Annotated in this window: 7 protein-coding genes; all 7 read left to right on the forward strand. The window is 30.9% G+C overall.

What is annotated here, in order from left to right; translation table 11 throughout:
• Positions 1 to 128 precede the first annotated feature (128 nt).
• Positions 129 to 395 (forward strand): hypothetical protein, encoded by a 267-nt coding sequence (locus tag H514_RS0115135; RefSeq protein WP_027446217.1) that lies wholly within the window; start codon positions 129 to 131, stop codon positions 393 to 395.
• Between the two features lie 20 nt (positions 396 to 415).
• On the forward strand, positions 416 to 1,102 hold the full coding sequence (locus H514_RS0115140; RefSeq protein WP_027446218.1) for a hypothetical protein: 687 nt from the start codon (positions 416 to 418) through the stop codon (positions 1,100 to 1,102).
• A gap of 221 nt (positions 1,103 to 1,323) precedes the next feature.
• Complete coding sequence (locus tag H514_RS0115145; protein ID WP_027447721.1) at positions 1,324 to 2,166, forward strand: tyrosine-type recombinase/integrase; 843 nt, start codon at positions 1,324 to 1,326, stop codon at positions 2,164 to 2,166.
• Between the two features lie 214 nt (positions 2,167 to 2,380).
• Positions 2,381 to 3,679, forward strand: a complete 1,299-nt coding sequence (locus tag H514_RS0115150; protein ID WP_027447722.1) for an adenylate/guanylate cyclase domain-containing protein — start codon at positions 2,381 to 2,383, stop codon at positions 3,677 to 3,679.
• Positions 3,676 to 4,149, forward strand: coding sequence for a Pycsar system effector family protein (locus tag H514_RS0115155; RefSeq protein ID WP_027447723.1), 474 nt, complete (start codon positions 3,676 to 3,678; stop codon positions 4,147 to 4,149). The genes H514_RS0115150 and H514_RS0115155 overlap by 4 nt, the downstream gene beginning before the upstream one ends.
• 366 nt (positions 4,150 to 4,515) lie before the next feature.
• Positions 4,516 to 5,304 (forward strand): class I SAM-dependent methyltransferase, encoded by a 789-nt coding sequence (locus H514_RS0115160; RefSeq protein WP_027447724.1) that lies wholly within the window; start codon positions 4,516 to 4,518, stop codon positions 5,302 to 5,304.
• A 296-nt stretch (positions 5,305 to 5,600) separates the two neighbouring features.
• On the forward strand, positions 5,601 to 5,837 hold a 237-nt coding region (locus H514_RS25090; protein ID WP_036849383.1), incomplete at its 3' end, for a hypothetical protein.

Here is a 5,837-nt window from a genome sequence, read left to right on the forward strand (position 1 = left end):
GGGCGCAATCATGTAGTAATGATTGTGCTTATTTTTTTGAGAAGAGAAGGATATGTCTTGGTATTAATCGAAATAATTGGTGTTGATAATTTGGAAATATTCATCAGGTTGATGAGGGGGGAGAAGTAATGTCTCTTGAAAAAATTAATACGGCAATTAATTATTTAAAAAAGAATGAATATATAAAGGAAGCTGAGGATTTGGAGATAATTCTTAACCAGCTAAAGAAAGACTTAAATAATAAAGAAATTTTAGAAAAACTTATTCAAAGGTGTCATATTCGTTGGTTAGGTGATCTCTATATTAGAGATTTTCAAGGAGGTTCCGAATGGTGGCAACTACTTGGTGAGATTGATGATTATGCAAATAACAAGTTCAAATCAGTGAATGATTAGAGTGTAAGGAAGTGAATTTATTGCCTATTCTTAGTGAATTTGATTTAGACATACCATACTTAAATAGGGAGGGTAGTAAAGAAGATTACGAAAAGAATTGGAAAGAACGCAGGATGAGGTTTAGGGATGAAGTCCGTTGTGTAGCGTCACTGCTTGAAAGGAATTTTGAAAAATATAAAACAGAGGACTGCTGGAAGGTTTTGGTGGAGTGTGTAGAGGATATGAAAGACAATAACAACGAACACAAACTCGTAGGTGGTGTTAGTCATGTTAAAGTTGGCTTAAATATTGATTATTACTTTAACTTACATAATTATGAGAAGAAATTATTAATTTACAAACTTTTAGAAAAAGGTATTAATATAGTTATTAAGGAAAAAGAATGGGATAAAAAACCGTTTCAAAGAATGTATCAGAAGGTTAGTGATTGTAACTACAATAACCAATGGATTTGGAATAAGCCTAAGAAAAGCCCGAATAGAAAATATATTGCAGAAGTATCCTGTGAGCATAATATTGATAATTTTAAGGTCAGCATAATAATTAAAAATAAAGCGAAAGAGATTGTTAAAGAAGAAAAGATAATAGAAGAACGGCCAAACGAATGGGCATTTGCTCAGCATTTTGGAAGCTTGAAGTGGTTCTCATCAAATGAAGTAGCATTAATAGACAAGAAAGGTATTAATACATACAGTATTCAAATATAGATGGAAAAATCAAATGATATGTGAAAATATATCTCGAGATCAAGTATTCCAGAAACGGGCGCTTATCTGGAACTATAAAAGTTCATAAACATGCGGTCTGATGGGAAAGTATATTAAGTAACAATTCTTATATAATGGAATAAAGCACGTATTAAATTCACTCTCCGAGGCCATACTAGATTCAAGATTACTTGGAAAAAAACCTAGGAGAGTGAATTATTATGCTTTTATCTGATGTTTGGCATAAATATCAACTAGATAAAAAGATTGAAGCTTATTCCACATTAACATTGAGATCGTATTGCTATCAATACAATACTCTACTGAGTCATTTTGGGAATGTTGATGTTAATACTCTTACTACTGAACAATTGAAAAATTATTTGGTAGAAGAAGGTGAACATCTGAAGCCATCCAGTATGGGTCATAGAGTACGTTGTCTTAGATCTCTTTTTAAGTGGACATATGAAGAAGGTTTCATACAGATGGATCCAGCAACTAAGCTAAAGGAACCTAAAATAGGAAAAAGAATACCGAAATTTTTATCAGAGTTTGAGATCGAACATCTAAGGGAAGCGTGCCATTCTTCTATGGAAAATGCTCTATTTGAGTTCTTTTACTCTACAGGTTTTCGTATAGGGGAGGTTGTGAAGTTGAATCGAGAGGACATAAACTTTGCTACTAATTCTGTAATTGTTCATGGTAAAGGTGACAAAGAAAGAGAAGTGTACTTTAATACTCGCTGCTCTCTGTGGTTAAAAAGATATTTAGATGAACGTGAAGATGAGTATGATTGCTTGTTCATTACAGAAAGAAGACCTAGGAAGAGAATGAGTATTGATAATATACGATATATTATTAAACGAATCTCATGCAGAGCAGGTATTAATAAAAACATACATCCACACCAACTCAGACACAGTTATGCAACACATATGATCAACAATGGAGCTCCGGTAGAAGTGATTCAAAGTTTACTTGGACACGAGAAGAGTGAGACAACCAAATTATACGCTCAACTTAGTGGTAAGATGAGGCATGATTTATATACAAAATACTTTTAGGCACGTTCAAAAAGAGCGTGTTTTTTTTGTGTCTTTTAAACTATGGTGCCACTATATTGAAGACTTGAAATCTATATAAATCACTTCTCTTGTAATAATAATTAAGGTCTACATACTATTGCACTGAATTAATGGTAATTAATAACATATTGAATTATAATAGAAAGCGAGTTCTTGTTATTATTATTTAAAGACATTAAAGGGAGGTATTTATATGAGTAATTTAAATGATATATTTGACAGGTTATTTGCTTCAAAGATACCAAAACAGAATATTGTAGAGGCACAAGAAATATCGATCTTCGAAAAAATAGCTAAAAGTCATGATATAGAACAAATAAGACCTCCAAAACAGGAAATAAGAGATTTATTTGGAAAGAGTAATGAAGTGTTTTCTAATACAATAGGAACACATCCTGATTTTAAAGATGTTTCTATGCTTCCTATTAACCAATATATATGCTCGTTGTTTTTAGATATATCTGGTTCAACAAAGCTAGGTTTGAAATTTCCTCTATCAGAAGTAAGACTATATAAAAATGTTATAGTCTCTACGGCAATTGAATTATTTCAAGCTTTTGATGGACATATACATAGATTACAAGGTGATGCTGTGTTTGCGTATTTTGGACATCAATCCTTGAATAAGAGTGATGCAATAATAAACGCATTGAATGCAGCATCAATGATGCAGTCATATAATAAGCACACATTAAGTAAGTTTTTTGAGGAAAACGATTTATCCCCTTTAAAGATTAAAATTGGAATTGATATAGGTGATGATAGTGAAGTAATGTGGTCGGAGTATGGTATTGATAATATAACAGAGGTTACTTCTACAAGTATCCACACTGACTTGGCTGCGAAATTACAAAGTAAATCACCAAGAAACAAGATTATGATTGGTGAAAACATTTATAAATATCTTGATCTATCTGATGAATTTTTTGAAGTTAAAACTGTAATTAAGGATGGAGAATCAGTAGAAGAAAGATACGTACTAGAAGAATCTAAATCACACGCATATTATCAAATGCGAGTTTTTGATTGGGAAAAGTATCTAAATTCCTTTTCATTCTTACCTAAAACAAAAGATTTTAATAATTATATATCTCCTACAGATTTTGAAGTGGTTTGTTATGTGAAGAAAAATGATAGCGATCAATACACCAGGTATTTTCAAAGTAGCTCCTCACTAGATAAAGGAATGAAGGTAATGTTTGAATTATTTAACTATGCAAATATGCCGATTGGAAATATAAAATGGAGAGTAGTTAACTATGGTGACGAAGCAGAACAATCAGAAAAGGATTTAGAGTATTACATGAAAGATTTCGAAGGAGAATATTTTTGTGAGCAATCAACTGCTTATACCGGTTTACATTTTATGGAGTGTTACATTTATAACCCTGAAAGTAAATTAATTGCCAAAGATAGGTCAGGAATTTACATAAACGATGAAATTAGGGACTTTAGAAAATTGAGTATAACTGAAAATTGGGTGAAAAAGTGAATAAAGAAGAATTTTCAAAAATACATCATACTTATTTAAATGACTATATAAAATTTGCAGATGCTAAGGCTCTTGCATTAATAACAATAAACGGCTTAATTATTAGAGTTCTCTTCAGTTATTTGACTAATAATTTAATGGAAACTAAATATTTCTTTGCTTTAACATCATGTATTTTATTACTAATTGCAATATTTTTGGCTGTCTTAGTAGTTTACCCAAGAACATCTGATAAAAATAAAAAAGGCCTTATCTTTTGGGAAAATGTTAGTAATATGGAGAAAGATAATTTCTTGAGTGAGTTAAAAGAAATTGATGAAAATGAACTGTTAAATAAATTTAATGAGCAAAACTACTTTTTAGCTTGTACGGCATCAAAAAAATATTCTATTCTTAGAAAAGGATTTCTTTTTACTGGTTTAGGATTTATCGGGTTAATAATTGCAGGGTTATTTTGGATATTTGGGTGATAAGGCTATTTCATCAGTACGTTAGGTGATATATGAGCTATTATTATTAGCTAATGTCATCATCTAAAGGGCACTTCAAGAACAATGTTGTGTCCTTTTTCCCAATGGTAAAAGTGTAGAATAAGGTTTTAAAGTGAAACTTCTATCTCAGGGAGAAAAATTATATAATGTAGAGTGATTTTAGGAGCTATAGTTGTACAAAATTCTAGTATTTATCTCGAATTCAAGTCTTCAAGATTTGGGAGCGATTCTTTAGTAAGAATCTGCGTCTTTTTTGATTGGAACGGTGAAATAATTAACCGATTCAATTGGATATATGTGTTAAAATAGTGAACAAACTAGTTAGTTAAAGGAAGGTGAATAACATTGGAAAAAACAGATGTTTTGGACAACTTTGATATGTATAATGATCCATCGTCTTATGATGAAGAATATGATTCTTATAGAGCTGACATACCCTTACTTTTAAAATGGGTTTTAAAAACTAAAGGGCCTATAATTGATTTAGCTTGTGGTACTGGTAGGGCAACAATTCCTTTAGCTGAAAACGCAAATAATCAAATAATTGGTGTGGACATACATGAAGGAATGCTTAATACAGCTAAAGAGAAGTCTTCAAAAAAGAACTTGGAGATTGATTGGATACAACAAGATTGTACTCAATTAAATCTAAAAACAAAAGCTAACCTTATATACACTGTTGGTAATTCGTTTCAACACTTTCTCACAAACGAAAAACAAGATGCTTTATTGTCTTCTGTAAATAACCACCTAAAAAATAAAGGTATATTTATATTTGGAACTAGGTTTCCTAATGCTGAAGAATTATTAGTATCCCCTGTTGAGGAGTATGTGAGAACTTATACAGACCCAAGCTCTCAATTAACTGTTGAGGATTACTATATCAGTAAATATGACTTACTAACTCAGATACAACATAACTCTACAATAAAAAAGTTTATAGATTCTGATGGAGAAATTGTTCATGAAACTACATCCGATATTTCTTTAAGATATGTATACCCAAAAGAAATGGAGAGACTTTTACATAGATATGGATTCAAAATTCTACACTTGTATAAAGATTGGGATGAAACTCCTATAACAAATGAAGCCAATGAAATGATTTATATTTGTAAAAAGATAAATGCCTAGTGAAAATATTTTTAAGTCCAAAGAATATTTGTGTACATAACCATTATCTTGGTTTCGAGATTTCAGCAAACGGGCGCTTTTCTGGAATAAGGAAAGCCCTTTTATTTGCCTTAATCGTAAATAGAGCAAATAATCAATTGGATATTTATGTTAAAATCTGAATTATATTTTTAATAAATTTACTTAAGCTTACTTGTAGTATTATTGAAGAAGAGATTGCAGTAATGGGTCGAAGTACTTGTAACCTAAATAATTTAAAAGAGTATATAAATAGACTCTAACCAAGGAGGGAATTAATGACCAAAAGAATCATCACCATGACTTTGTTGTTCATAGCTTTGGTTATATGTATTTCTTTATCCTATTATTACATAAGTGGGGAGGGAGAGTTTTCAAAATCAAGTTATTCGACTGCTAGGAAAGAACTTATATCCGAAATAGACAATGTTTTTATTAGCTATCGCATAAAATGGAGAGGGATAGGCAATCCAACCATTAAAAAAATAGAATTCATTCGTAGGGATGGAACTATT

The sequence above is a fragment of the Pontibacillus marinus BH030004 = DSM 16465 genome (assembly GCF_000425225.1).
Taxonomy (GTDB): Bacteria; Bacillota; Bacilli; order Bacillales; family BH030062; genus Pontibacillus; species Pontibacillus marinus.

Bases quoted from the DNA above. Each gene is read 5' to 3' on its own strand.
- H514_RS0115135 (WP_027446217.1), top strand. From the start codon at position 129: ATGTCTCTTGAAAAAATTAATACGGCAATTAATTATTTAAAAAAGAAT.
- H514_RS0115145 (WP_027447721.1), top strand. From the start codon at position 1,324: ATGCTTTTATCTGATGTTTGGCATAAATATCAACTAGATAAAAAGATT.
- H514_RS0115150 (WP_027447722.1), top strand. From the start codon at position 2,381: ATGAGTAATTTAAATGATATATTTGACAGGTTATTTGCTTCAAAGATA.